Source organism: Streptomyces sp. 8N616 (genome assembly GCF_052246385.1).
Classification (GTDB): Bacteria; Actinomycetota; Actinomycetes; order Streptomycetales; family Streptomycetaceae; genus Streptomyces.
The window spans coordinates 77,946-100,200 of sequence record NZ_JBQQBY010000017.1; the positions used below are offsets into that span (position 1 = coordinate 77,946).

Below are 22,255 nucleotides of genomic sequence, written 5' to 3' on the forward strand. Positions count from 1 at the left end.
ACTCTTCAGACGCCGGCCGTCGGTGCGGCACCGGTCTCCGCCAGGTCACCGCCGCCGGTGCCGCTCGGCGAGGACGACGGGGCGGGCTGGGCCGGCCGCGCCGTCCGACGGTCCGCCGGTTCCTTGCAGGGCGTCCTGGTGACTTACGAGGAGGCTTTCTCGCCTGCCTCGGCGCACGGCTCTGTTCCGCCGTCGCCTAGTCCGAGTTGTGATCCGCACAGGACTTGCCCCCACTCCCACATAAGGTTAGCTTTACCTAAGTTCACCCCCCGCGCTGAACTGTGCTCCCGTCAGGAAAGGCCTTCCACTCATGTCCCCATCCCTCAATCGCCGCGCCGGAGTCGTTGCCGTCGTTGCCGCCCTCGCCATCACGGCCACCGCATGCGGGTCCGGCAAGGACGACGCGAAGTCGTCCGCTGAGGGGGGCAAGCACACCGTCCAGACGGCCATGGGCAAGGTCAATGTCTTCGACAGCCCCAAGCGCGTGGTCGTCCTGGACACCGACGCCCTCGACTCGGCCATCACCCTCGGCGTCAAGCCGGTCGGTGCTGTCACGGCCGAGGCGGGCGCGCCGATGTCCACCTACCTCCCCAAGGACCAGATCAAGGGCATCAAGAACGTCGGCCTCATCATGGAGCCCAACCTCGAAGCGATCAGTGGGCTGAAGCCGGACCTGATTCTCAGCAGCAAGGAGCGCGACGAGAAGAGCTACAAGGAGCTGTCGAAGATCGCGCCGACCGTCTTCACCGAGACGACCGGTCCCGCATGGCGGGAGAACTTCGAGCTGCACGCCGACGCGCTCGGAAAGAAGGACGAGGCCAAGAAGGTCGTCGCCGACTACGAGAAGCACGTGGCCGAGGTGACCGACGCGCTCGGTGGCGCGGAGAAGGCAGAGAAGACCAAGGTCGGTTTCGTGCGCTTCGTCGAGGGTGCGGACACCCGCCTGTACATGAACGACACCTTCGTCGGCAGCATTCTCAAGGACCTGAAGGTCGGCCGCCCCGCCAACGTCGACAAGACCGGCTTCTCCCTCGACGTCAGCCCCGAGCGGATCGACGAGGGCAACTCCGACGTCATCTTCTACTCCACCTACGGTGACCCGAAGAAGGCCAAGGAGACCAGCATCACCGGCGGCAGCCTGTGGAAGAAGCTGGACGCCGTGAAGAACGGCAAGGCGTTCAAGGTCGACGACAACCTGTGGATGCTCGGCATCGGCTACACCGGAGCCGACCAGATCCTCGACGAGATGGACAAGCACCTCAAGTAACAGCGGTGCGAGACCGTACGACTGCGGCCCCGGTCACGGAACATCCGTGGCCGGGGCCGCAGTTGTATCGGTTGGTCCTGCGCATCGCAGGAGGACCTCAGGATGTCACAGGCGTTCGAAGCCGCGGACCCGCTCCCAGTCCGTGACCGCCGTCTCGAAAGCGGCCAGTTCGGTACGGGCGGCCTGCGCGTAGTGCCCGACGACCGCCTCGCCGAACACCTTGGCCGCGATCTCACTGTTCTCCCAGCGGTGCAGGGCCTCGGTGAGTGTGGTGGGCAGCCGCGGCACTGACGGATCGGCCAGGGCGTTGGCAGCGTGCGGCTCCGGCAGCGGCAGTCGGTTCTCGATGCCGTGCAGTCCGGCGGCCACCGCGGCCGCGACGGCGAGGTACGGATTGGCGTCGCCGCCGGGCACCCGGTGCTCGATGCGCAGCGAATGCCCCGAGCCCACGACGCGCACCGGGCAGGTGCGATTGTCCCGGCCCCAGGTGATACCGGTGGGCGCGAACGAACCCGGCTGGAGGCGCTTGTACGAGTTGATGTTCGGCGCCATCAGCAGCGCGAAGTCGGCGAGGCAGGCGAGCTGGCCTGCCACGAAGTGCCGCATGAGTTCCGACATGCCGTCGCCGGCCGCCGGATCGGCCAGCACCGCCGAGCCGTCGGTGCCGCGCAGCGACAGGTGGATGTGGCAGGAGTTGCCTTCGCCCTCGTCGTACTTGGGCATGAAGGTGAGTGCGACGCCCTCCTGCGCGGCGATCTGCTTGGCGCCGTTCTTGAAGACGACGTGATTGTCGCAGGTGGCCATCGCCTCGTCGTAGCGGAAGACGATCTCGTACTGCCCGGCGTGGCACTCGCCTCGGGCGGTCTCCATGGTGAGCCCGGCGCGCACCATCTCGCGGCGGATGCGGCGTACCACCGGCTCGATCTCGGCAAGCCCCTGGAGGGAGTAGTCGACGTTGTAGGCGGTGCCCGTTTCCAGGCCGTGGTAGCGGCGGTCCCATGCCTGACGGTACGACCCGCGGAAGATCAGGAACTCCAGCTCGGTGCCGGCGAACGCGGTCAGTCCGCGCTCGGCCAGCCGGTCGAGCTGGCCGCGCAGCACCTGGCGCGGGGCCACCTCGACGGGATCGCCGCCGGGCCATACGGCGTCGGCGAGGACCAGCGCGGTGCCCGGGTCCCAGGGGAGCGTGCGCAGCGTGGTCGCGTCGGGGCGCAGCTCGAAGTCGCCGAAGCCAATGTTCCAGGCGTCGATGGCATAGCCGGGTCCTGTGCCCATCTCGACGTCGGAGGCAAGGAGGTAGACGCAGGCGCCGAAACCGCCCCCTGACTCCGTCGGGGGGATCCCCAGCCCCACCACCTCGTCCAGGAAGTACGGCACGGACAGCCGACTGCCCTGGAGCCGCCCCTGGAGGTCCGGGACGCTGACGATCACTTCCTCGATGCGTCCGGCGCCGGCCTCGGCGCGCAGCCGTTCATACGGCGAGGTGTCCGGTGACGTGCTCACATCTGCTCCTGCGGAATGGCGGCGGTGGCGAGAGGATTGGAGAGGGTGCCGTGGACGACGTCGAAGCCCTCGTCCTTCTCGGCGCGGTCGTGGAAGCCCCCGCCGAGCAGCTGTTCACGGTTGAGCGCCACCCGGTCGAACTCCGGGGCGAGCAGGCCGAAGTCCTCGAAGCGCTGTGCCAGTTCTGGGAAGCGGGCGTGGTAGCGCTCGATCTCGGCCCGGACCATGGCCCAGAACTCCTCCTCCGGTACATCGAGGTGCTCGGCGACCAGAGGGGCGAAGAACCGGAAGTGGCCCGCAAAGATGGCGCTGAGCAGCGAGTGGGCCAGCTCGCCGGCGGGCCAGCGCAGCAGCAGTGCGTCGGCACGCTCGGAGAGGGCGGCGTACTCGGGGTGGCTGCCGGGCAGCAGGTTCACGTCCTCGGCAAAGTCCTTGACGGCAATGCCGATGGGGATGTCGGCGGCGTCGTAGAGGACGACAGTGTTCTCGCCGTGCGGGCAGTAGGCCACGCCGTACCGGTAGAGGTAGTGCAGCAGGCCGGGCAGCAGTGCGCGGAAGAAACGATCCAACCAGGCGCGGGGGTCGAGCCCGGACCTGTCGGCCAGCTCCCTGACCAGAGCGCGGCCGTCCGAGCCGACCTTGAGAAGCGCGGCCATGGTGCGGGCCTGCTCACCGTCCCGCAGCAGTGCTGCGACCGGCTCGCGCCAGACTGCGCCGAGGAGTTCGTGGTAGCGGTACGGGGCGTCCTTCACGGACTCGTACAGCGGGTGGTGCACAGCCACGCCCGCCACCTCGCCGAGCGGGTGGAAGCGCAACGCGTCGCGGAGGTACGGATCCGCGTCGCGGACGGCGTGCAGCCAGGCACTCACATCCGGGGCGGCCTCGGTCGGCTCGGTGGACAGGCCGCGCCAGACGAGGGTGTTGCGGATGAACAGCGGCACCTTCACATTGCGGCGGTGCGGATGGTCCAGGTTGGCCAGGGTGCGGATGGACTGCAGCGGCCGGTAGCGGTCCGGGCCCTCGCCGAGCAGCACGATCCGGCCGTCGGCGAGATAGGGGGCGAAGAGCGTCGCGACGGCCTCGTCCCAGTGAAAGGGGTGCACCGGCAGCCAGCAGAAGTCGGCCGTGTCGTAGCCGGTTTCGGCGCACGTCTCCTGGAGGGCGGCCGCGAACTGCTTGCGGGTGTCCTCGCCCAGCTCCTCGGCCAGGAGGGTGTCGGCGTCCAGGCCGGGAACGCCGGAGTAGGAGGCGAGGGTGGAGTGGACAGCGGCCCAGAGCAGGTGCACCGAACCGGCCGCCTCGGGGGCGTAGGCGGCGGCGTCGGAGGCGGAGAAGCCCAGCCGTCCCTTGTTGAGCAGCATGCAGGGGTGGCCGTCCTGATGGGCCTCGAGGTCGAGGTGGTCCAGGTCGGCGAGGTCGGCGGCGGGTAGGCTGCGGGCCATGACCTCCGCCTCGGCCCTTCGGGTGGCGGTGAGTTCGCGCAGGACCTCGGCCGTGGTGGGTCCGTCCCAGCCGAGAGCCGGGCGGGCGTCGAGCAGCAGTTGCTCGGGCCCGGCCCCGTCGCCGTCTCCGGAGGCGGGGTGCCGCCGCAGGGTGCCGGGTACGAGCCGCCAGGTGCCGAACGTGCCGCGCGTGGCCCGGAAGGTCCAGTGGACCCCGTCGGCGAGGTCCAGCCGGTACGCGTCCGGGGCACCGGCCGACAGGTCGGGCCCGGGGACGAGCAGCTCCTCGTAGGCGAACTCCTCGACAGCCTTGACGAGCAGCCGTCGGCCCGCCTGCGCCCAGGCGTCACGTGTGGTGCGGTTCATCGGTGGTTCTCCTCGGAGTACGCGGGGGAGCCATGGGAGGCGTGGGCTGCCAGGGCGGGCGCGGAAGACCTCGTTTCCGATGGCGTCGGAGCGGGTGCCGCGGGCGTCGCTGCTCCGGCCCCCGGCTCCGGCACGTCGGCACTCCGGTCAACCGACGCTCCCGGGGCGGCCGCACCCGGCCCGGTCTGCCTCGGGATGGCCGACGCGCTCCCCCCGGGTTCCGGGGCGGCGGAACCGGGTGCGCCGGATGCCGGCACTGCGCTCCGTGTCCACTTCAGGGACAGGACGGCGGCGCAGACCTGTACGGCCGCGGCGACGGCCAGCGGCAGCGCCAGGTCGACGGAGACCGCGGCCGTGGCGGCCAGCGGCGCGGCGAGCAGACCGGCGGAGCGGGCGGTCTCCACAGCGGTGAACGCCGGGCCCTTCGTGCCGGTCGCGCGGAACATCCGCAGCTCGACGGCGACCTGGCCGAGTCCGAGGCCGACGCCGTAGAGCAGTCGGCTGCCCACCAGTCCGGGCAGGGTATCGGCCAGCCAGGTCCAGGCCAGCCCGGCCGTGCCCACGGTCAGGGCCAGCGGCAGCAGCCGGTCTCCGAGCAGGTCGTAGAAGCGGCGCACCGCGGGCAGTACGGCCAGCGCGGAGACGCTCGGCAGAAAGAAGAGCACCGCGGACCCGACTGAGCCGCTGCCGAGGCTGTCGGAGAACTCGGTGAAGAAGGGCCGCGCCACGTTGACCGAGAAGTCGAACGCGACCCCGATCAGGGCGGCGTAGGCGAGCATCATGAACCATGAGGCGCGGCTCGAAGAACCTGCACCCGGGGCGGTGGCTGCGCCGGGCTCGGGAGGCGAGGGGGCCGATGCGCCATCGGCGACCGGGGTGTCGTCGTCAGCGGAGCCTTCGGGCTTCATGTCCGCGCGTCGGCCCAGGATGCGGTATGTGAGCACGGCCAGGGCCGTGTCAAGCACCGCGAACGCCGAAATACCGATGCGCGGCTCCGGCAGGGCGAGCACCCCGGCTCCCACCATCGTCGAGACCACGACCGACAGGTGGAAGACGATCACGAGGGAGCAGATTCCGGCCAGTCGCCCCTGCACACCCTCCGATTCATCGCCGTGCTCGGCGATGAACGCCGGATAGGCCAGCAGCAGTGCGCTGTTGGTCGCCACGATGAGGGTCGACAGCACCGTGTATGCGGCATAGCTGGGTGCCAGCCCGAGGAGCAGGTCGAGGACGGCGGACCCGCACAGCCCGGCCAGCACCAGCTTGTGGAGTGACCAGCGCCGGGCCGCCAGCCCCCACAGCGGGAGGGCGGCGAGCCCGACGATGCGGCAGATCCATATGTACAGCCCTGTCGCCTCCGGATCCTCGATACCGTACAGCCGCTCGAACAGCTGGGGGAGGAACGGCGTCAGAGCGGTTTCGGCGACGAGGTGGAGGCCGATCACGGATATCAGCACCGACTTGGCGTGCCGCGCCGACCCGCCCGCGGCCGATGCGCCGGCCTTCTCCGTGACCGTCATCGCGGCGTCCCCGCCCGGGCGGTGACAGCTGCGGACGGGACGGCCGGCGCGGGCTCGGTGGACTCCGGCGCCTGCGGTGCTCCGAAGGTCGTAAAGGCCTGCCGCGGAGCGACGGGCAGTACGGTGCGTCCGGCGACGGCGTTGAGGATGGTCGCTGCGCGCCAGGCGCCGAGGGTGAGGTCGGGGGCGCCGACGCCGTGCGTGTGCATCTCGGCGTTCTGGACGTAGAGCGTGCCGGAGACCCGGGGGTCCAGCGCGACGCGGTAGTCCCCGTCGATCTGATAGCGGCCCCTGTCGTCCCAGTCGACCAGGTCGTCCATCGTGTCCAGGAAGGCGGGGCGGGAGGCCGCGTAGCCGGTGGCGGCGACGACGGCGGAGGTACGGATCTCGAAGACCGACTCCTGCTGCTGATGCCGGCAGGTGAGCAGGTAGCCGTCGCCGTCGGCCGCCGCCGCGACGATCTCCACACCCGGCTGCAGGGCGGCGCGCGGCTCGCCACCGCCGATGGTGCGCTCGTACAGCTCGTCGTGGATCTCGCCCAGCGTCTCTTCGCTCACGCCCTTGTAGAGCTGCCACTGCTCGCGCACCAGCCGCTCGCGCGTGGCCTCCGGGAGGTGGCGGAAGTAGCGGATGTAGTCCGGTGTGAAGTGCTCCAGGCCGATCTTCGAGTACTCCATCGGCGCGAAGGCCGTGGTACGGGCCAGCCAGCGGACGTACGGACCGCCCTCGCCGTCGCCGTCCTGGTGGCGGAGCAGGTCGAGCACGACCTCGGCGCCGGACTGCCCCGAGCCGATGACCGTGACGTCACCGGCGGCGGCGAGCCGCGCGCGGTGGTTGCGGTAGTCGGCGCTGTGCAGCACGCGGCCGGCGTGGGTGTCGGCCAGCAACGGGCGCAGCGGCTCGGGAATGACCGGGTTGGTGCCCACGCCGAGCACGATCTGGCGGGCCAGCACGCGTGTCCGGGCGCCCGCCGCGGAGCGGTACACGACGGCGAAGGCGCCCGCGCCCTCGTCCCACTCCAGCGCGGTGACCTCGGCGTCGAAGCGGCAGGACGCCAGCCGCTCGGCGACCCAGCGGCAGTAGTGGTCGTACTCACGGCGCGGGATGTGGAAGCGCTCGGAGAAGAAGAACTTGAACATCCGCTCGTGGGAGCGGAGGTAGTTCAGGTACGACCACGGGCTGGTCGGGTCGGCCATCGTGACCAGGTCGGCGAGGAACGGCACCTGAAGCGTCGTTCCCTCCATCAGCAGGCCGGGGTGCCAGGAGAAGGCCGACTTGGCGTCGAGGAAGAGGGAACGGAAGCCGGGGACGCCGTCGGCCAGCGCGGCCAGGGACAGGTTGAACGGGCCGATTCCGACGCCGACCAGATCGTAGGGCAGGTTCTGGTCAGGGGAAGTCGAGGGGGCGGTCACCGCTGTGCCTCCGTGAGTGGGTTGGACAGATTGACGTAGACGGACTGGGTGTGGACGTCACCGACAAGTTCGTCGAGACCGTCCACGCAGGTCAGGTAGTTCCCCTTGCAGCGCAGCACGGGCGCGTCGAGCAGCAGGTCGAGCAGGCCTCTGGCCGCGGGCTCGGCCGTGCGCAGCCGCTCCAGTGCGCTGCGCAGCACGCGCAGCAGGCCGCCCTCGTCGGCGAGTCCGAGTGCGCCGAAGGCTCCGACGAGGCCGAGCAGGTTGTTGATACCGAGGTAGTAGGCGACCCGCTCGTCGACGAAGGTGTCGTCGAAGACCAGCTCGACGCCTTCGGTCGCGCCGGGTAGCAGCCGCTCGACGTCGGCGGCGCGGGAAGCGGCCAGGTAGTAGCCCTGGCTGTCGCGGTACCAGCCCGCGCAGGGCAGTCCGTCACCATCCAGCGCGACGAGGGTGTTCTGGTGGTGCGGCTCCAGGGCGATGCCGTACCGGGCCTGAAGCCGGATCAGGGGAACGGCCAGCACGTCCAGATAGCGGGTCAGCCAGCGCTCCGACGCCTCGGCGGTGGACACACCGAGAGCGCGGGCGGCCCGCTCGACGGCCGCGCACAGCAGGGCGCGGTGCCGGGGCGGGGTGCCGTCGCCGGGGCCGGTGCGCTCGGCCAGCAGACCGGCCACGCACAGGCCCTGGAGCCCCTCACGGTGGAACGGATTGTCGCGGATCGCTGTCTCCAGGCCGGTTTCCGGCCCGTCGGCGCCGACCGACACCCAGGCGAAGTCGCGCAGGATACCGAACTCGGGGTGCTCGGCCCGGAGCCAGTCCCCGGGGCCCGCGGCCAGCAGTTGTGCGGCCCGTACGCCGAGGCGCATCTCGCTGCGCAGGTTGTTCCGCCGGGAGTTGGTGATCCGCATGCCCAGCGACAGCTTCAGCATCACCTCGGCGTCCGGCCGTTGCACGGTCCGTACGGAGGAGGTGGGATACCAGGCCGGTCCGGCCGCGCCGAGCGGACGCAAGCGCCCGGCGTCGACGAGCGCGGCGACCTGGGGTCGGGACAGCACGTCGCGGGCCTGCCAGGGGTGGGCAGGCACCGGGACCATGCCGTCCGGCAGGTCCAGCCCGGCGGCGAGCGGGCGCAGCAGTTCGGCCGGGGTGCGGCCGTCCGCGCTCTCGCCGACGACGACGTCGGGGTGCGCGGCGAACCAGTGCAGCGGGAAGGAGCCGCGCAGCTCGGGTGAGTACGCGTCCAGTTCGGCGTCGGACGCCTCCTCGCGGCTCTTGGGCGCGGGATGGAAAGGGTGCCCCAGCAGCAGCGCCTGCTCGCTGTCCAGGAACGGCGTCGGACCCTGGGCATCTTCTTCGGCGCGCCGCCGGGCGATGTGCGTGGTGGTACGCCGGGCGGAGTTCAGCACCCGGGCGGCGGCGTCACCGCCGTGGTGCGGGAGCACCCCGCGGCCGAGCGTCGTCTCCCGGATCAGCGCCGCCGCCACCAGTGCCGCGTCGGCCGGGAGGCTGCCACCGTCCCCGGCGGTGACCAGGCGGGGGCCGCCGAAGCGGTGCCAGCCGGTGGCCGACCGGTATCGCACAGGCACCAGCAAGGTCAGTTGACTGGCCGACAGATTCAACAGGAGCGCCTGACCGGTCGCCGGGACCTCCGTACCGGTCTCGCGTACGTACGCGCGCAGCAGCGTCTCCATCGCCGCGGCGTCGCCCGCGCGGAGCGCGTCCGGGTCGTCGAGCGGATCCGGACCGCTGGTGGATGCCTGCGGCGCGGCCACGTCGGCGCCCTCGCGGGCGGCAAGGTCCGTGGCGGGGCGTTCGGCCGGCGGCAGTGCCACTTCCGTCAGCCGGTGATCGGAGGGCAGGTTCACCATGCGTCCTCCTCGGCCTGGCCCGCTGCGGCCACCGCGTGCAGCAGCCGCTCGACCTCGGCGAGGGTGGTATGCGGGTTGAGCAGCGTGAGCTTGAGGCGGACCCGGCCCGGGCCCTCGCCCGGGAGTTCGGTGCGGCCGACGACCGCCCGACCCTCGCGCAGCAGTCGGCGCCGCAGCGCCGCGTTCACCCGGTCGGTGTGCGCGGGGTCGGCGTCCTCGGGCAGGTATCGGAAGAGGAAGGCCGTCAGGACAGGCTCGGCGTGCAGCTCCAGGCGGGGATGCGCTCGTACCGCCTCGGCGCCGTCGCGCGCCAGGACGTGGCAGGCGTTGACGAGCCGGCCGAGGCCCTCGCGGCCCAGCGTGCGCAGCGTTACGGCGATCTTGAATGCGTCTGCGCGGCGCGTGGTGCGCAACGAGAGGCCCAGCAGGCTGGGATAGCCCGCCTCCTCGTCGTCCTGGGGGTTGAGGTACACCGCCCGCCGGGCGAGGGAGGCGTACGTCTCCGCCCGCCGGACGAGGAAGATGCCCGCGGCGACCGGCTGCCAGCCCAGTTTGTGCCAGTCCAGGGATATGGAGTCGGCCAGCGCGATGCCGTCCACCAGGTGGGCGAGTTCGTCGGAGAGCAGCGCGCCGCCGCCGTAGGCGGCGTCCACGTGCAGCCAGGCGCCGTATTCGGCGGCCAGCGCCGCGCAGGTGCGCAGGGGGTCGACCGCACCGGTGTCGGTGGTGCCGGCGGTGGCCACGACGGCCACCGGCCGCTCACCGCGCTCGACGCAGTCCCGCAGAACGGCGGCCAGGGCGTCCGGCTTCATCCGCAGCTCGTGGTCGACCGGGACGGGGATGACCGCGTCCTCGCCGAGACCGAGGAGGGCCGCCGACCGCTGCACCGAGAAGTGGGCGGTGGCGGAGGCGAAGATCCGCGGGCGTGGCCCGGCGCCTGGTACACCGCTCAGCTCGACCTGACGCCCCGCCGTCCGGCCGAGCACGCGGTCGCGGGCGAGCATCAGCCCCATGAGGTTGGACTCGGTGCCGCCGGAGGTGAGCACTCCGGCTGCCTCGGCCGGGTCGTAGCCCACCAGCTGCGCCAACTCCTGCAGCAGCAGGGTCTCCAGGGCGGTCGCGGCCGGCGCCTGGTCCCAGGAGTCCTGGGAAGGGTTGAGCGCGGAAACGGCAAGGTCGGCGGCGACGGCGACGGCCAGCGGCGGGCAGTGCAGATGGGCGGCGCAGGACGGGTCGGCGGGGTCGGCGCTGCCATGGGCCAGCAGTTCGGTCAGATGGTGCAGCGCGTCGTCACCGTCCGCCTCGGCGAACACCCGCGTGACCTCCGTGGCCAGCTCCTCGGGCGTCCCGGCGGGAAGCGGACCGCCCCGCCGCACAGCGCCCTTGGCAAGCGCCTCCAGCACGGCGTGCAGCAGCGGCTCGAGTGCGCCGGGTCCGCCGGGCCCGCCGGACAGCGCGGTCTTCCGGTTGCCGATCTCTGATGATGCGGCACTGCGCAGTAGTCCGGCCATCTCCTCATCGAGGGGATCCGGACCCGCGGAAGCGTGCTCCGGAGCGAGTCGCGTTCCGTGCCCGGCATGAGTGCCGTCGGCCTCCGTGTCGTACATATCGAGCGCAGCGCCGGAGCCGTCCGAGGCAGGAGCGCTCGTGCCGCCGGTCACCGCGGACACACCGGTGGCCGGCCGCAGTTCGTGGATCTTGCCCCTCATACCTGCACTCCCGTGAACTGCGATGCCGTCACCGCGGCGATGGCGTCGGTCAGCCGGTCCAGCACCGCTTCGACCTGCTCGTCGGTGATGACCAGCGGCGGCAGCAGCCGGACGGTCGAGTCGAAACGGCCGCCCAACTCCACGATGAGGCCGCGGTCGAGGCAGGCAGCCCGCACCTGCGCGGCCAGCTGCGGGGCGACCGGCCGGGCGCCGCACGCGTCCGGCGCGGTTCCGGGGTCGACCAGTTCGACCCCGATCATCAGGCCGCGGCCGCGGACGTCGCCGATCGTGGGCAGTTCGGCACGCAGGCCCTCCAGCCGCGCCGTCATCCGGGCGCCGACGGAGGCTGCTCGCTCGGCCAGGCCCTCGCGTGCGACGTACCGCAGGGTGGCGGTGCCGGTCGCCATGGCCAGGGTGTTGCCGCGGAACGTCCCCGTGTGGGCGCCGGGCAGCCAGCCGTCGTAGTCCTCGTGGTAGACAAGCACCGCCAGCGGCAGGCTGCCGCCGATCGCCTTCGACATCACCATCGCGTCCGGCACGACCCCGCTGTGCTCCACGGCCCAGAAGGCGCCGGTGCGCCCAACGCCGGTCTGCACCTCGTCGACGATCAGCGGTATCTCCCGCTCCGCCGTGATCCGCCGCATCTCGCGCATCCAGGCGTCCGGGGCCGGTACGGCGCCGCCCTCGCCCTGCACCGCCTCGAGGATCATCGCGGCGGGCGGTACGACACCGCCGTTGGGGTCGTCGAGCAGCCGCTCGGCGTACGACGCGGACAGCTCGGCGCCGCGCTCCCCGCCGATCCCGAACGGGCAGCGGTACGCGTACGGGTACGGCAGCCGGGTCACGTCCGCGGCGATGCCGGGCACCGGCTCCTTGGCGGCTACCCCACCCGATGCCGCCAGGGCGCCCGCGGTCATGCCGTGGTAGGCGCCGGTGAAGGCCAGCAGGCCCCTTCTCCCGGTGGCGGTCTGCATCAGCTTGAAGGCGGCTTCCACCGCGTCCGTGCCGGCGGGCCCGCAGAAGTGAATGCGGGCCTTGTCGGCGAAGCCGCTGGGCAGAGTGGCGAACAGGGCGTCGGTGAACTCGTCCTTCTCCGGGGTCGCGAGATCCAGGACGTGCAGCGGCGCCCCGCTGCTGACAATCCGCTGAATGGCCTCCAGCACCACGGGGTGGTTGTGGCCGAGGGCCAGGGTGCCGGCGCCGGACAGGCAGTCGAGGTAGTGGCGGCCGTCCGTGCCCTCGACCGTCATGCCTTGGGCACGGGCCGGGACGATCGGGAACGAGCGGGCGTACGTACGAGCCGAGGACTCCCGGGCGCGCTGACGCTCCAGTATGGCGTCCGCCTTCCCCGCGATGTGATCGAGGCCAGGGAGGGCGGTGGGGTGCACGGTCATGACTTACGGCTCCAGGGAGGGGAGGGGCACGAGGGCCGACGACGGGCAGGGAGGAGTCGGTGCGGCCCGGGCGCGGTGCGGCTCATGGGCCTTGCGCTTCAGAGCAGGACGCGGTCGGCGACGGGGTGGCCGAGGAAGTGGTGCATGGCGAACTCCCAGCCGTAGGAGCCCGCGTACGGGAAGACGACGAGGTCCCCGGCGCGAACCTGGTCCACCAGGACATCGCGCAGCAGGGTGTCCTCGGGCGTGCACAGCTCGCCGACGACCGTCACGCGCGCCCGCCCGGCGGCGGGGCGAGGACAGCCCTCGGGCCAGTCCTCGACGGGCAGTACCGCGACGTTGTGCACGATGTCCCAGGACGTGGGGAGTTGGAAGTGGTTGATGCCGCCGCGCAGCACCACGAACCACTCGCCGTATGACGTCTTCACGTCCGTCACCTCGGCGGCGTACCAGCCGCAGTCGGCGACCAGGAAACGGCCCGGCTCCAGCACGACCTTGACGCCTTCCGGGGGCTCGACCTGTGCGGCCAGCTCTCCGAAGCGGGCGATGTCGAAGGGCTTCTCGCCCTCGAAGGCGACGCCGATGCCGCCCCCGATGTCGACGTGCCGCAGGTTGATCCCGTTCTCCCGGGCGGTTCGCACGCTCCACTCCACGCACCAGCGCAGATATGCGGCATGTGCCTCGGCGTCGAGGTTGTTGGAAGCGGCGTGGATGTGGAACCCGACCAGGTCCAGGCCGGGTAGCCGCAGAGCGTCACGCAGCACGCCCGGGACATCGGGCTCGGCGACCCCGAACTGGGAGGGGACACCGCCCATGTGCAGCGATCCGGTGACCGGGATCGACGCGGGGTTGACGCGGAGGGCGACCCGGGCCCTCACGCCCTCGGCGACCGCGATCCGGCTGATGCGGTGGAGCTCGAGCAGGCTCTCCGCGTTGATCGCCTCGACTCCGGCCCGGACCAGGGCGGTCAGGACGGGGACGGACTTCGCGGGGCCGGCGGCGACCACCGGGGCCGGAGTGTCTCCGGCCGGCGGTTTGGCCGAAACGGCGAGTTCGAGCTCCGAGCGGGAGGCGACCTCGAACCCGTCGACGTGCGGGGCCAGAGCCTCGACGATCCCCCGGAAGGAGTTCGCCTTCACGGCGTAGTACACGGCCGCCCACTCCGGGAGCGCACTGCGCAGTTCGCGTGCGCGCTCGGCGGCGACCGCACCGTCGTACACGTAGGCCGACACCGGTGCCTCGGCCGGCGCGAGCTCCAGAAGGCGGCGGCGGACCGCCTCGGGGAGCACGTCCACGGGGTAGGCGGATCGCGGGGCTGCGGACGGCGGCAACTGAATGGACACGGCTCTGCCTCGGGTCGGGGGTGGTAGGGGGAAAAGGATTCTCAGCTGTGACCGAGGTGGCGCACGATCATCACGTGGGGCCGCCACCCGGGGTCCGGCTCCATCCGGCCGATGGGGCTGAACCCGAGCGCCGCCACTGCGGGCGCACCAGCAAGTCGCACACGGGGACTGTGCGTTCCGGGTATTCGCGGGTGAACTCGGCCTCGGGCGTGGGCGCGGGATCCTCCCGCCACGGCGAGTCGGCAGGCAGCGTGTAGCCGTGGACCAATCCGTAGACGTCCTCGTGGGCCCGCGCCCACCGCTTCGGATGCGCAGAGACAGCGGCTCCGTCGTTATGCTCGATCAGGAGTCCGGTCGGCGACGCAGTTGACGTCGGCGCGACTGCAGTGTTCGAACGAGACACGGCTTCCCCAGAGTACAGACGGACTGGCGGCTCACCCGGCCCGACCAGCAGCTTAGGTGAGGCTAACCTAATACCCTGCTCTTTCCAAGTGCGCCTGACTGTCTGTTCGGTCCTTTCAGGCCACAGGGTGGTCATGCCAACTTGACGCGCTCTGAGCAGCAGCAGGTGGAGTCGAACCCTCGCCGCAGGGCCGGGCATCCAGTCACCGCCGGGCGCCCGACCCCATCGCTCCCGACCTCATCGCTCCCGACCTCATCGCTCCCGGCCGCACCGAATCACGCTGCCCGGCCCCGCGTGAGCTCCTCCTGCAAGCGCCGATTACGGCGGCCAAAGAGCAGGGTCTCGCTACTGGCCGCAGTTGACGGCGAGACCGATGCCCGCGCCTCGATGCTGCGGTCTGCAGATGTGGATAGTTTCGACTATGGAGGCCGCACCATGCGAGATCTGATCGTCACGGAGAACATCACGCTCGATGGCGTCATCGACACGGCGGGTGGTTGGTTCAACCCGGTCGGCGGCGATGCCGGCGTCGATCAGTCCGATCTCATTGCCGCCTTGGGAGAGCAGATGGCTGCCGCCGATGCGTTTCTCGTGGGGCGGGTGACATTCGAGGAGATGCGCGGTTATTGGCCGTATCAGACGGACGACACGACGGGCGTGGCCGACTATCTCAACACGGTCCGCAAGTACGTGGTCTCCAGCACTCTGCAGAATCCTCGGTGGCAGAACACGACGGTGCTGCGGGGTGAGCTGAGGCAGGAGATCGAGTCGCTGAAGTCCCAGCCGGGCAAGGACATCGTCACAACGGGCAGCATGACACTGGTCCACGCGCTCATCGCCGCCGGGCTGGTCGATGAGTACCGATTGTTCGTGTATCCGGTCGTTCTCGGCCATGGCACGCGCTTGTTCACAGAAACGGTCGACGGCATGGGAACGCTGCGCATGGTCGAGACCAGGCTCTTCAACTCGGGCGTCGTGCTGCTCCGTTACCGGGTCGTGTAGCTCCGACAACGCGCCGACCGTCAGAGACCGTACTCGGCGTACGTCAGGTATGGCTCCGCCAGGCGTCGCTCGGCGCGGGGCCAACGACGTCATCCAGGGCAAACTGCCGAGGACTTCCTTCGGATGTCTTGGAGTCGGTGGTGGCGCGACCGTGGCTGTCGAGGCACACCGTGCCGGCCTTCCTCAGCTCCATTCCGGGCGTCGCAGCATCCGGTGGCGTCGCGCGACTCGTTCGAGTGAGTGGCGCGGCGGTAATGGGATCGCCGGCGATATCCGGCGCAGTACGGTGGCCGCTTCCGACGAGGTGGGAACCGGCTGCAGGATTTGCAGGCCGGCATGAGCTGCGTCTGGAGATCCTCGTACGTCGACTGATGAATCCGAGAGGACCGGGGTCTACTCATGAGTCCAGATATCGACTCCCGAGAGTCGGAGACGGCCGACTCGGGAGGCAGTCAGTTGAGGATCGCCGGCGGGCTCATGGTCGTGGGCCTCCTTCTGAATGTCATTTTGACGGTGATTCACCCGTCGGGAGAGGAAGACGACCACCAGGCGATCTTTACCGAGTACGCCGAAAGCGGCGCCTGGGTTGCGATTCATCTTGGCCAGTTCGTTGGCGTCCTCCTCGCGCTGGGTGGTCTACTTGTTCTTTACCGCGCCATGGGCGGTGCCGGCCGGGCTCCTCTGCCGGCGCATCTCGCGGCCGCGGCGACCGTTGCGACCGCTGCAATCTGGGCCGTTCTGCAGGGCCTCGACGGCGTGGGGCTGAAAGAGGCCGTCGATGCCTGGGACAGCGCGTCCGGGGCGGAGAAACCGATCCGCTTTGCCAATGCCGAGACTGTGCGCTGGCTCGAATGGGGGTTCCAGAGCTATTTCCGCGTCCTGCTCGGGTTGACCTTCGCGCTTTTTGGGACTGCGATTCTCGTTGGTCATCTGGTCGCCGGCTGGCTGGGCTGGGCGGCCGTTCTCGCGGGCCTCTTCTATGTGGCGACTGGGGTGGACGTGGGCTACAACGGTCTGGCGAGCGGGCTTCAGGATGCCCTGGGAATCGCCTCCTTGGTCGTCGTCTTGACCTTCGCCTTCGGGGTGCTCGCCACCGGAATGCGCGAGCGCGGCCGGCACCCGGCTTGAATCCGTCCAAGCGCCGGTGGTCGCCCGTGCACCTCATGGCGACCGTGCGCTCGAATGATTGAGGCGATCGCAGCGGGCGCCCCGCCGGCGAGGCGAATACCGTTCCCGGCGCTCCTGTGCTGCAGCATGCGCATCCCGGGGGTCGCGTCGGGGGTCGCATCGACGGCCGCCTGATCACCCACCGACAGATCCCGTCATGACGCCAGGAGCACTAGGACGCCTGCTCGCCCGCCCGCCACTCCGGGGCGAGCACCGACCAGACTTCCACGTCATGGCGCTTCCCCCGGTACGGGTAGCTCTCCCGCAGCACGCCGTCCTTCGTCATCCCCAGCCGCCGGGCCACGGCGATGCTGGCCTCGTTCGCCGCCCAGACCTGCCACTCCACGCGGTGGATCCCCCGTTCCTCGATGGCCCAATCGATGATCATCCGCCCTGCCCTGGTCACCAGCCCCTTGCCCACCGCCGAAGGCTCCAGCCAGCAGCCTGCCTCGGCGTTGCCGTGCTCGACGTCCATCGTCCGGAAGAGGACTCCGCCGACCAGCGTGCCGTCCGCCCGGATGCCGTAGATCCGCCCGGTGTCGGCAGCTGCCTTCTCCGCGTACGACTGGAGGAACGAGCGGCTCGACTCCAGGTCCGTGACGAGGTCCGGTAACCCGATGTGTTGCCCGATGAACTCCCGTCCTCGGTCCATGTGGGTCAGGAACTCCTCGGCCGGCCACGGCTCGAGCGGGCGCAGCTCCGCCCCGTCGTCGCCCCAGGGATACGCGTACATCGTTGCCCTCCACCGTCGAAACCGGCACACACTGCGGCGGGATTTTCCCACCGTGGGGTCATGGGCGTCTGCGGCGGGATGGCAGACGCCTCATGGCGGTAGGGCCTCTGAGCCCTCCTGAGGAGACGCGCTTGCGGATCGTGCGGTGTCTCGGCAGTAAGCGGGGATTCGACGGTGTCGGCAGCCCGTGACTGATCAGCTCCCACGCTTCACCCGCCCTCGGATCGCGAGTACTGCAAGGCCCAAGAGCACCGGCTCCGAGAGCCGTGACGCCATCTCGATGTATGTGCCCGCTGTCGTCAGGTCCTGGCCACTGGAGCGGAACACCACCGAATTGAGCGTGACGTTGAGGGCCTTCTCGAAACGCTTGCTGGTGAAGCGGTCGTCAGTCGGGTTTTCCGGGTCGGGTTTATCAATAATGGTCCTCCACTCGCTGTCGATCTTCTCCCGGGTGATCTCCTGCTTCGGGGGCTCGTCGGGCAGGCCGTAGCCCGCCATCAGCAGGATCGTGCTCATCATGGCGAGGGCCAGCCAGATGAGTGCCCGTGACGCCCGCAGACCGTAGCCTGACAAAAGCCAGTAGGCCTGTAATAGCCAGCGTTCGGCTCGGCGCCAACCGTTGCTATGGCGGCGCATCTCCATCTCGCCGTAGTAGAAGTCCGCTGCTCCTGGCTCGTCCTTTGCGTCTTCGCGTGCCTTGCGTAGTTGTCGGTAGGTCGTTGTGAGGGTGGCGAGCCCAGGAACCTGATGATGGTCCTGGGGAGGTTCTCCCCATCCAGCGCGGTGTGTTCTAGGACGGCTGGGAAGGGCTCGCCACTGACGTTCCTCTGCGATGACTTGGCGTTGAGTCCACCGGAATACGATTCCGCTGCCCCAGGTACTCCTGGGTGGTGTGGTAAATTCCCATCTTCCCTCGAAACGCAGCTGGTCCAAGTGGAATGCTTGGGAAAATTTGCACTCCGTCAGATTCATGTCGGTCAATGTCACCATTGCGCAGTCGACGCCACGTATTGAGGACAGCCTTGCCCCCGGAGTCCGTGTCGAGAGGGTGGATTCATCGACGGGCCAATTCAGGGACCTGAAGGGGGAAGGATAGGACGTGATCGCCAGAGGCTGGACGATGACTGCATCCGTGAGATCCATTGTGGCGTAGCGCAGGCGCAGTGCGGCAGTCGCTTCCCAACGGGTTCTGTTGCAGAGGATTCGAGTGGCAGCTATCTCGGCAACTGTCGGCGCGGCAAATGTGCTCGTCGACAGATTCACAGTTCCGGCGCAGACCAGAGGGCCTATGGTGACCGTGGGGCCGAAGCGGGTTCCCTCGAAAGTGACATCGCCGTCGAATGTCACAGACTCCAATTCAATGCCGGCCGCGAATTGGCAATCTCGGAAACTCGCCTCCCGGGCGAAGGTGGCGCCGTTGAACGCCACCCGTTCGGCGAAAGTGCCTTCTTCGAAAGCTGTGTTCTGGTAAAACTCCGCCAGGGCGAACTCGGCTTCCGCTTGGAACTCCGCAAACGAGAAATCGACGAACCGTATGAATTTTGTACCGATGAAAGTGGCGTCACCCTCGAAGGTCGCCCCGATGAAGTCGGCCGAGCCGTCGATGATCGCTTCGCAGAGATTCGCGTACCCGAATCGAGAGCTTTCTCCTTCGGATAGGGCGCCGAGGATTCTGTTGAGTAATTCCTTGGTGAGTGTGGTGCCGGGCAGCATGATGTGTGAGCCCGGTCGGAGTGCTGACAGATAGGCTGTTCTGACGACTTCATCAGCGTGGGTCAGGCACCTGCCGCTTTCACCGATTCTTATTCCTCGACAGCCGACACGGTCGGAGCTGGGATCGACCCCTAGCCCGCAGTACGGCCAGTCCGGAGCGCTGGGCGTGGTCATCCAGGGATGCCATCAGAGTCTGGCTGCGTTGTCAGTCGCACGTCAGTTTGCGGGACCCTGCATCCACGGGTCGGGGCCGGGGTCGCCGCCTTCGGCTCGTACGGTGAGCCGGTCCATGTAGTGGTTCCAGCCCTCCGCGTGGGGGGCGCGCGCCTGCGGAGGAAGGTCGCGGTGGACCAGGCGCAGCAGGGTGCCGTCGCCGTCGGGCTCGAGGTTGATCTCGACGGTGGTCGAGCCGGGCGGAACGGCCATGCCGCCGCCCTCCCAACCCCAGGTGAACACCACGCGTTTGGGCGGGTCGATCTCGAGGAAGCGGCCGGAGGCGTGGTTGTCACCGGTCACGTGCGTCCGGTACGGGCCGCCCGGCTCGAAGGCGAACTCGCCGTCCGCGCCCATCCAGGACAGCCAGCGATCGCGGTCGGTGAAGAAGGAGAACACCGTCTCGGGGCGGGCGGCGATCCGCCGCTCGACCGTCACCACGTCTGCACTCACGAGGCCGTTCCCTTCCGCTGCTCGGCTTGCCCGGCCTGGTCGGACTTCTCACCGTGCGCGCCCTGTTCCTGTCCGGCGTTCTCGCCGTTCTCGGCGTTCTCGGCGTTCTCGGCGTGTTCGGCATGTTCGGCCAGGTCGGCGAGGACGTCGAGCTTGCTGGTCCACATCGCCTGGAGGTAGTCGGCGAGCGGGCCCATTCCGTCGCGGTCCGCCCGGTAGAACCGCTTCCTGCCCTCCTGGCGGAGCGTAACCAGCCCGGCGTCCCTGAGCACCTTCAGGTGCTGCGAGACCGCACCGAAGGTGACGTCGAACCGTCCGGCGATCTCGCCCGCGGACAGCTCGGCCTCCCAGACCAGCCGCAGGATCTCGCGCCGTCTGGGCTCGGCGACCACTTGCACCGCTTCCATGCTCTCATTTTAGTCACCACTTGAGCTTGCCTTCTTGGTGCTCGATATTTTAGTCTTTACTTAAGCAACTGAGGGCCAGGGCGAGGGGGCGAAGGGCACCGACATGGCGGACATCGCGATGCAGCTGCACATCGAGGCCGGACCCGGCAAGCGGCTCGTCCTGGAGGGTGAGAACAGCCTCTGGACGGGCACCCAACAGGCGTACGAGGTGCTGTCCCGGCCGAGGGGACGTCATCGTGCGGTTCACCCACAGCGGCTTCCCTTCCGAAGACGACGCCTACCGCGACTTCACCTACGGCTGGGCGACGAAGTTCCTGAAGCTCAAGGCCTACGCCGAGACCGGCAGGCCCGCTCCGTTCTTCACCGGCTGTTGCCATTGGGAGAAGCGAACTCATGAACACCCCGCACAGCACTCTGCACACCGCCATCCGGGAATGCGCCGACGCGGTCGCCGCGACCGCCTCGGGTATCCGTGCCGATCAACTCGGCGACCGCACCCCGTGCGAAAAGTTCACCGTCGCCGAGCTCCTCGACCACCTGGGCGAGACGCTGGTTTCCTCCGCTCGTGCCGCGCGGAAGGAGCCGCAGCCCGCCGGGCCCGCTACCTCGGGCACGTCCCCGGCGGTCGTCGCCGAGTCCGCGAACAGAGCCGCGGAGGCCTGGAGCAACCCGGCCGCGTTCGAGGGCAGCACCGAGTTCGGCCCGGGAGAGATGCCCGCCGGCTTGGCCGCCACGATCACCCTTGAGGAACTCGCCATGCACGGCTGGGATCTCGCCCGCGCCACCGGCCGGGCCTTCGCCATCAGCGAGGATGCCGCACGGGTCGCGCTCGGCGCGGTCGGAGAGATCGCGGAGGGCGCCCGGGCCTCCGGGCTCTACGGCCCGCCCATACCCGTATCCGCCGATGCGCCCGCGTTCCACAGGGCGCTCGCAGCCAGCGGCAGGAATCCTGAATGGAGCGCCTGACCGCCTCAACGGGAAGCATCGGGAGGCGCCCTCGGGGAGAACGAGGCACCGGATGACGATCGACGAGACGGCAGAACGCCTCATCCCGCTTCCAGCCGAGCTGGTGGCGGGCTACGCGATGGACTGGCGCAACGACGCCGAGTGGACCCAGGGCATCCGCACGGCGGAACTGACCCGGGAAGCGGACGGGGGCGGGTTCGGAGTCGGCGCCGAGGTCACCCGCACCGCGTACTTCCTCGGCAAGCGCATCGACTATGTGCTGCGCGTGGCCGATTACGAACGCTCACGGCTGCTGGACATGGTCTCCGTGGCGGGCCCCATGCCCATGCACGTCACGTACACCTTCACCCCGCACCCGCGGGGCACGCTCGCGCGCATCCGCGTCCGGGGCGGCACAGGCGGCTACTACCGACTGGCTGCGCCGATCATGGCCCGCAAGGTCCGCTCATCCATCGCCAAGGACCTGCGCGACCTCGAGCACAGGCTGAGGGCACCGCGGTGAGACATGAGGGATGAGGTCTGTCATGGCATTCGACGAAGGACTGGCCGAGCGGATTCGCGATCGCCTGGGTGCGGATCCTGCCATCACCGAGAAGCGCATGTTCGGCGGTCTCGCCTTCCTCTGCCGCGGCAACATGGCCGTGGGCGTGCACGGCGGTGAACTCATCGTCCGCGTGGGGCGCGAGGGCGCCGACGCGGCCCTGGCCCGGCCCGGTGCGCGCGTCTTCGACATGACGGGTCGGCCGATGCGCGGCTGGATCATGGTGGACTCGTCGGCTCTCGCCGAGGAGGCCGTGCTCAGCGGCTGGATCGAGGAAGGGCATGCCTTCGCCGCGAGCCTGCCACCCAAGTGAGGCCGTGCCCCACCGCCGTCCCGGATGCCGGGCGACTGACCTCGTCTCACGCGCCACGCGCCGCCGTCGGCTGCGGAGTTCTGGCCGAGGGCGTGGGCGGGCGCCGTTCGACTGGCGCTCCTGCCGGACGACGGCCCCACCGGCGAATTCTCATCGGCCCGCCACGGCCGGGCTAAGGTCAGCAGACGTCCGGACCACCATCAACGGCGCGTCAGGTGCTGCGATGGTCGCGCCGGATGGTCGCCGTTGTGGTCAGCATCTGCGCGCTGGTGGGTGCGGTGCGGCTGGTCTGCCCTGCCACCACGGGTACGACCGGTGAGCCGGCCGGGGTCCAGCGCCAGCTGGCCTTCATACGCCCGGCGTTGGACGGCGGCCGGCGAGGAAGCGCAACAGCAGTTTCCGGAGGGGTACTTCTTCCTGCACCAAGCGCCGCCGTCCCACTCCGGTGCAGCCAACCGAGCCCGGCCGGTGACCGGGACCTTCGGGGGATGGTCGATGATCCGGTCGGCGGGTATGC

19 protein-coding genes are annotated in these 22,255 nt (G+C 69.7%); 6 read left to right on the top strand and 13 right to left on the bottom strand.

Going from position 1 to position 22,255, the window contains the following annotated elements:
- Positions 1-310 precede the first annotated feature (310 nt).
- Complete coding sequence (locus ACTWQC_RS17570; RefSeq protein ID WP_443316640.1) at positions 311-1,267, top strand: ABC transporter substrate-binding protein; 957 nt, start codon at positions 311-313, stop codon at positions 1,265-1,267.
- A 105-nt stretch (positions 1,268-1,372) separates the two neighbouring features.
- Here the strand turns inward: ACTWQC_RS17570 and ACTWQC_RS17575 are convergent, their stop codons facing one another.
- From ACTWQC_RS17575 to ACTWQC_RS17610, 8 genes are all read right to left on the bottom strand, one after another.
- On the bottom strand, positions 1,373-2,770 hold the full coding sequence (locus tag ACTWQC_RS17575) for a glutamine synthetase family protein (RefSeq protein WP_443316641.1): 1,398 nt from the start codon (positions 2,768-2,770) through the stop codon (positions 1,373-1,375).
- Positions 2,767-4,578 carry an IucA/IucC family protein gene (locus ACTWQC_RS17580; RefSeq protein WP_443316642.1) on the bottom strand — a complete coding sequence of 604 codons (1,812 nt, stop codon included), beginning with the start codon at positions 4,576-4,578 and terminating at the stop codon, positions 2,767-2,769. The genes ACTWQC_RS17575 and ACTWQC_RS17580 overlap by 4 nt, the downstream gene beginning before the upstream one ends.
- The gene (locus ACTWQC_RS17585) at positions 4,575-6,098 is read right to left on the bottom strand and encodes a hypothetical protein (protein ID WP_443316643.1); all 1,524 of its coding nucleotides are present in this window, start codon (positions 6,096-6,098) and stop codon (positions 4,575-4,577) included. The genes ACTWQC_RS17580 and ACTWQC_RS17585 overlap by 4 nt, the downstream gene beginning before the upstream one ends.
- Positions 6,095-7,510: a lysine N(6)-hydroxylase/L-ornithine N(5)-oxygenase family protein gene (locus ACTWQC_RS17590; protein WP_443316644.1), complete on the bottom strand. Its 1,416-nt coding sequence runs from the start codon at positions 7,508-7,510 to the stop codon at positions 6,095-6,097. The genes ACTWQC_RS17585 and ACTWQC_RS17590 overlap by 4 nt, the downstream gene beginning before the upstream one ends.
- Positions 7,507-9,381: an IucA/IucC family protein gene (locus tag ACTWQC_RS17595; protein WP_443316645.1), complete on the bottom strand. Its 1,875-nt coding sequence runs from the start codon at positions 9,379-9,381 to the stop codon at positions 7,507-7,509. The genes ACTWQC_RS17590 and ACTWQC_RS17595 overlap by 4 nt, the downstream gene beginning before the upstream one ends.
- Positions 9,375-10,892, bottom strand: a complete 1,518-nt coding sequence (locus ACTWQC_RS17600) for a pyridoxal phosphate-dependent decarboxylase family protein (protein WP_443316727.1) — start codon at positions 10,890-10,892, stop codon at positions 9,375-9,377. Before ACTWQC_RS17600 ends, ACTWQC_RS17595 begins: the two co-directional genes overlap by 7 nt.
- 194 nt (positions 10,893-11,086) lie before the next feature.
- Positions 11,087-12,484, bottom strand: coding sequence for a diaminobutyrate--2-oxoglutarate transaminase (locus tag ACTWQC_RS17605; protein ID WP_443316646.1), 1,398 nt, complete (start codon positions 12,482-12,484; stop codon positions 11,087-11,089).
- Between the two features lie 98 nt (positions 12,485-12,582).
- A complete protein-coding gene (locus tag ACTWQC_RS17610) occupies positions 12,583-13,779 on the bottom strand; it encodes a type III PLP-dependent enzyme (protein ID WP_443316647.1) in 1,197 nt (398 codons plus the stop codon).
- A gap of 886 nt (positions 13,780-14,665) precedes the next feature.
- On the opposite strand from ACTWQC_RS17610, the gene ACTWQC_RS17615 reads away from it, so the two are divergent.
- Positions 14,666-15,232, top strand: a complete 567-nt coding sequence (locus tag ACTWQC_RS17615) for a dihydrofolate reductase family protein (RefSeq protein ID WP_443316648.1) — start codon at positions 14,666-14,668, stop codon at positions 15,230-15,232.
- A gap of 399 nt (positions 15,233-15,631) precedes the next feature.
- A complete protein-coding gene (locus ACTWQC_RS17620) occupies positions 15,632-16,360 on the top strand; it encodes a hypothetical protein (RefSeq protein WP_443316649.1) in 729 nt (242 codons plus the stop codon).
- A gap of 211 nt (positions 16,361-16,571) precedes the next feature.
- On the opposite strand, the gene ACTWQC_RS17625 is transcribed toward ACTWQC_RS17620, so the two are convergent.
- From ACTWQC_RS17625 to ACTWQC_RS17640, 4 genes are all read right to left on the bottom strand, one after another.
- Complete coding sequence (locus ACTWQC_RS17625) at positions 16,572-17,132, bottom strand: GNAT family N-acetyltransferase (RefSeq protein ID WP_443316650.1); 561 nt, start codon at positions 17,130-17,132, stop codon at positions 16,572-16,574.
- Positions 17,133-17,327: 195 nt separating this feature from the next.
- On the bottom strand, positions 17,328-19,019 hold the full coding sequence (locus ACTWQC_RS17630; RefSeq protein WP_443316651.1) for a pentapeptide repeat-containing protein: 1,692 nt from the start codon (positions 19,017-19,019) through the stop codon (positions 17,328-17,330).
- Between the two features lie 42 nt (positions 19,020-19,061).
- Positions 19,062-19,511 carry an SRPBCC family protein gene (locus ACTWQC_RS17635; protein ID WP_443316652.1) on the bottom strand — a complete coding sequence of 150 codons (450 nt, stop codon included), beginning with the start codon at positions 19,509-19,511 and terminating at the stop codon, positions 19,062-19,064.
- Positions 19,508-19,918 carry an ArsR/SmtB family transcription factor gene (locus tag ACTWQC_RS17640; RefSeq protein WP_443316653.1) on the bottom strand — a complete coding sequence of 137 codons (411 nt, stop codon included), beginning with the start codon at positions 19,916-19,918 and terminating at the stop codon, positions 19,508-19,510. Before ACTWQC_RS17640 ends, ACTWQC_RS17635 begins: the two co-directional genes overlap by 4 nt.
- Positions 19,919-20,311: 393 nt before the next feature.
- Here ACTWQC_RS17640 and ACTWQC_RS17645 point away from each other — a divergent pair, with 393 nt between their 5' ends.
- The 3 genes from ACTWQC_RS17645 to ACTWQC_RS17655 are packed head-to-tail and all read left to right on the top strand — an operon-like array spanning position 20,312 to position 21,738.
- Positions 20,312-20,884, top strand: a complete 573-nt coding sequence (locus tag ACTWQC_RS17645) for a TIGR03086 family metal-binding protein (RefSeq protein WP_443316654.1) — start codon at positions 20,312-20,314, stop codon at positions 20,882-20,884.
- 52 nt (positions 20,885-20,936) lie between these two features.
- Entirely contained in the window at positions 20,937-21,386 is a 450-nt protein-coding gene (locus ACTWQC_RS17650; protein ID WP_443316655.1) for an SRPBCC family protein, read from the top strand.
- Positions 21,387-21,408: 22 nt separating this feature from the next.
- Positions 21,409-21,738 (top strand): TfoX/Sxy family protein, encoded by a 330-nt coding sequence (locus tag ACTWQC_RS17655; RefSeq protein ID WP_443316656.1) that lies wholly within the window; start codon positions 21,409-21,411, stop codon positions 21,736-21,738.
- 211 nt (positions 21,739-21,949) lie between these two features.
- On the opposite strand, the gene ACTWQC_RS17660 is transcribed toward ACTWQC_RS17655, so the two are convergent.
- Complete coding sequence (locus tag ACTWQC_RS17660; RefSeq protein ID WP_443316657.1) at positions 21,950-22,090, bottom strand: hypothetical protein; 141 nt, start codon at positions 22,088-22,090, stop codon at positions 21,950-21,952.
- Positions 22,091-22,255: the final 165 nt, after the last annotated feature.